The organism is Dokdonella sp. (assembly GCF_049593775.1).
Classification (GTDB): Bacteria; Pseudomonadota; Gammaproteobacteria; order Xanthomonadales; family Rhodanobacteraceae; genus Dokdonella.
The window spans coordinates 1-3,180 of record NZ_JBAWHJ010000117.1; the positions used below are offsets into that span (position 1 = coordinate 1).

Consider the following 3,180-nt stretch of genomic DNA (forward strand, 5'->3'; position numbering starts at 1 on the left):
CGGACGATGTACAGCCGATCCTCGAACAAAAGTGCCTCGCGTGTCATGGTTGTTACGATTCCCCCTGCCAGTTGAATCTTGCCTCCGCAGACGGCCTGCTGCGTGGTGCCAGCAAGCAGAAGATCTATGGATTGCGGCTCAAGGACATGTCGCCGACGCGTCTGTTCTTTGATGCACAGACCACGCAGGGATGGCGGGAGAAAGGTTTTTACTCGGTACTCAATACCAGCGGGGGAGAGCCGCAAGACAACCTCGACAATTCACTGCTTTACAAGATGATTGAACTCGGCAAGCAGCATCCGCTGGAACCTGGTACTCAGGCGGCGGAGAAAATCGAGCTCGGACTCAAGCGCAAGGATGTATGTCCGACACCGCCCGAATTTGACAGTTACGCCCGCAAGCACCCACTGCAGGGCATGCCGCTTGCCATCAGCGGCCTGACTGATAGCGAATACCAAACCCTGCGGCAATGGATTAGCGAAGGCTCCGTCATTGATACGCAGCCTTTCGTGGTTGGCCAGGCCGAACAAGCGCAGATACTCGCATGGGAGGAATTCTTCAACCGTCCTGCCCTGAAGAACCAACTGGTTTCCCGTTACCTCTATGAGCACCTGTTCGCCGCCCACTTGTACTTTGAGGAACTGGCGACTGGGAGCTTCTACGAAGTCGTGCGCTCTGCTACGCCATCGGGAAGCCCTCTTCAGCTAATTGCGACGGTACGGCCGAACGACGACCCGGGGCAAAAGGTCTACTACCGTTTGCGAAGAGTGCAGGGTGCCCTCGTTCACAAGAACCACATACCCTATTCGCTGAGCGCAACGCGAATGAGCCGCTTCGAAAGCCTGTTTCTGACGCCGGACTGGAATGTAGCGAAGCTGCCTGATTATTCAAGCGCGAACGCGGTGAATCCGTTCGTGACCTTTGCGGCTATCCCGGCACGCGCGCGCTATCAGTTCATGCTCGACTCGTCCGAATTCTTCGTGATGAACTTCATTCGCGGGCCGGTGTGTGCAGGGCAGGTTGCCACCGACGTCATCGAAGATCGATTCTTCGTGCTGTTCCAGGATCCAGATTCGGACCTGTCGGTAACCGACGCGGACTATATGGCCGAAATTCAGCCCACTCTCTTGCTGGTCCCGGACGGGGAACGTGTCATCAGCCTGGAGCGCAACTGGAGAAGCCTGAAAAAAGAAAGAAACGAATACATCGTTCTGCGCGGCAAAAACTATCGCAAGCAGCAGCCAAAAGGCCCGTCCCTGGACGACCTTTGGGATGGTGATGGCAACAACGACAATGCCGCACTGACAGTCCTCAGGAACTACGACAATGCGATGGTCACCAAAGGTTTCGTGGGTGCCGTTCCCAAGACGCTCTGGGTCATGGATTACCCCATGCTTGAACGAACCTTCTATCTGCTGGCTGCGAATTACAATGTGTTCGGGACGGTGGCCAGCCAATCGGAGACGCGGTTCTACTTCGATCTGATCCGTTCCGGCGGCGAGGACAACTTCCTGCATTTCATGCCGCCCGATGCCCGCACGGCGCTGCGGAACTCCTGGTATCAGAGCAAGAAAGCACAGAAGAAGATCAGGAAAAGCTATGAAATCGTCAACGAAGACCTGCCGGTACAGATCTCTTACAAGTCCGATGATCCCAAAACCGAGTTTGTCTCGCTGGTCAGGGGGCGACTGAAGTCGCTGGCCGGACCTGAAGATGTACTCAACAACTGCGCGAAGTCGCCCTGTTACCGGCCTGAAGCCACGGCCACCGAGAAGCGCGCGGAAGCCAGTCTGCAGACACTGACCTCGAAGCCGGCCGCGCTGGAAAACATGCGCTTCGTGGACTTCATGACCGACGTCAGCTTCATTCGCATCAGTACCGGCGATCCAATCGCAGACCTGGCCTATACCCTGGCGCGCAACAAGGAGCAGACCAATGTCGCGTTCATGTTCAAGGAAGCGAAACGCCGCGAGTATTCCAAAGATACGCTTACAGCCTACCGTGGCCTTATCGGCAGCTATCCGAACTACATGTTCAATGTGCCCCTTGATGAGATAGAGATCTTCACCCAGGCATTGCGCGCGGCGAGCACTCGTGAGCAATTCATTGCAGTGGTAGACAAATACGGCCTATCCAGATCCGACCCCGAGATCTGGACCAACTTCCAGTGGTTCATCGACTACATGCACCGCACGCGCCCAATCGACGCCGCTGTCTATGACCTCAGCCGTTACAAGAAGATCGCAGACCTCACGGCCGACGAAGAATCGTAAGCCGACCCGGATGGCTGCTGAAGATACCGGGACATCCGAAGATTCCGGGACATCCAGGCACCCATAGGAGAACGGGTCAGATACCGTCTTGAAATGTGCATGGATTCAAGATTCAAGGCCTGACCCCAATCGCTTCCCCGGCGGGCGATCGGCTCCGCCCGGGCCCTTGTCGATAAAGCCGCGGCGATCGGGCAGGGGTGGCTCAAGAGCATTGGAAGCGCTCAGCGGCTACTACGACCTCAACCGGCCTGAATCATCACACCAGCACATAGCGACGGATCGGGTGTTTCGAGAGTAGGGCGTGGATGGCTTACGGAAATCGACCGTTCGTTCGTCGATTGGCGCTTGTTGGTATGTCCGGAAGCATGGATTTTGGCCGATGGAGGTGGCGCCAAGCCAAATCTTTCCTGTTGCCGTTGCCAGTTTTCGAGTCCTGAGCGTCCCGACACATTGTGGGAGTGCCGGTCGTCGCCCGGTTGTTGTTCTGAGTGCACGCGACGCGATGCGGACAGCGACGCGCCGTTGGCACGAGTCAAAGGCTGGTTCGAGCTGGAAGGATAGAAACAGCAGTCGCGTATCTTGACTCAGCCTTGCAGGTATTTGCTGGTGCCGTTGTCAGCTTGTGGGGACGCATTTGTTTCAGCTTCCCGCCACGCCCGCTATGTACCACCGTAGGCAGAACCCGCGTCATTCGCGTTTGCTGGCGCTGGCGAAAGCTGCACTTCCGCGAGTGCATCCTCTGGCAGGGCGTATGAGTTCTGCAGGTATTCCTGTTCGCTAAGAATTTCCGGAAACTGAGCGCCACGCAGGGCCTGTACGGCAAAAATTTCCTCGACTCCACCTGTGAATTTGAGGAACGCCACGGTATTGCCGTTGTTGATGTTGACCACCCATACGCCCGAGAGCC

2 protein-coding genes are annotated in these 3,180 nt (G+C 56.6%); one reads left to right on the forward strand and one right to left on the reverse strand.

What is annotated here, in order from left to right:
• The coding region (locus WBP53_RS03870; RefSeq protein ID WP_423926123.1) for a fatty acid cis/trans isomerase at window positions 1-2,273 on the forward strand (2,273 nt) is incomplete at its 5' end.
• A gap of 659 nt (window positions 2,274-2,932) precedes the next feature.
• On the opposite strand, the gene WBP53_RS03875 is transcribed toward WBP53_RS03870, so the two are convergent.
• The coding region (locus WBP53_RS03875) for a DUF4915 domain-containing protein (RefSeq protein ID WP_423926125.1) at window positions 2,933-3,180 on the reverse strand (248 nt) is incomplete at its 5' end.